The following is a 1,338-nucleotide window of genomic DNA, read 5'->3' as shown; positions in this document are numbered from 1 at the left end:
TAGTTGCACAAAAGGCAGCAAATGCTTATAACAAAAACGAATATGAGCGCCAACAGCGCATGTTCAAGCAAAATGCTACCTCCAAAAATGAAGTGGAAAAATGGTTGGCAAAAACTCAGGAAGTTGGCGCGGAAATCGATAAATCCACTGCCGAAGCGGTTAATGCAGAAATCACTTACAGTTATACCCACGTTTTATCACCCTTTGATGGTCGTATTGGCCGACATTTAGTGGATATCGGCAACTTAGTGGGTAATGGACAAGCAACTAATTTAGCAACGGTTGAGCAAATAGACCCACTCTATGTTTATTTTAACTTGAATGAATTAGATCTGCTTAAATTAAGAGCCGCGGCAAAAGAAATGGGTATTACTCCTAAAGATTTTAACAAGGTCCCGGTTTACGTGAGTTTACAAAGCGATCCTAATACCGAATATAAAGCGAGCTTGGATTTCGTAAATACCGGTTTGAATGCCGCCACCGGAACGATGGAGTTACGTGCCAAATTACCCAACAAAGATCACTTATTTCTGCCTGGTCTTTTTGTACAAGTACGTATTGCCGTGACTAAGCCAGAACAGCAGTTGGTCCTTATGTATTCATTGTTGATAAAGAGGATAAGGTGATTTTAAAGCGGGTTACTCTGGGTAGCGCGAAGCAAGGAGTGCGGGGAATTGTTAAGGGTTTAGATGCACAAGACAATGTTATTGTTGATGGAGTACAAAATGCGACTCCAGGCAACAAAGTGCAGACTCAAAAGCAAGCAGACTCATCCAGTGAGAGCAAAGCGAAATGATTTCCAAATTTTTTATTGAACGGCCTATCTTGGCGAATGTTATTGCCCTCTTGCTGGTCTTGTTGGGCTTGGTAGCCATTCTGGCTTTACCGGTAACGCAGTACCCGTCGATTGTACCGCCTACGATTCAGGTAACGACGACCTATCCCGGGGCGGATGCGAAAACCCTTATTAATACCGTTGGTCTCCCTATTGAACAGCAGGTCAATGGGGTGGAAAAAATGCTGTACATGCAATCTACCAGTACGAACAGTGGTACCTACACACTTATTGTTACCTTTGCAATTGGTACGGATTTGAACTTTGCGCAAGTTCTGGTACAAAACCGGGTACAAGCCGCGATGGCACAGCTTCCTGACGCAGTACAGAAGCAAGGGGTGGTTGTCCAACAAAAGTCGACGGCTATTTTGCAATTTATTACTCTAACCTCAGAACATGGCGAGTACGATGGCCTCTTTTTGAATAACTACGCCACCATTAACATGCAAAATGAATTGGCGCGTTTGCCCGGTGTCGGTAACGTACTGATTTTTGGTACGGGA

General features: G+C 43.8%; 1 protein-coding gene and 1 pseudogene. Both read left to right on the top strand.

The features are described from left to right. Nucleotides 1–796, top strand: a pseudogene (locus ACQY7T_RS12395) (efflux RND transporter periplasmic adaptor subunit); the annotation flags it as partial. Continuing rightward, nucleotides 793–1,338 (top strand): efflux RND transporter permease subunit (locus tag ACQY7T_RS12390; protein WP_428413823.1); only part of this gene is annotated, 546 nt, incomplete at its 3' end. The pseudogene ACQY7T_RS12395 and the gene ACQY7T_RS12390, both read left to right, overlap by 4 nt.

This window comes from Legionella sp., from assembly GCF_965140895.1.
Taxonomy (GTDB): Bacteria; Pseudomonadota; Gammaproteobacteria; order Legionellales; family Legionellaceae; genus Legionella.
This window is presented reverse-complemented; position numbering and strand designations above follow the sequence as displayed.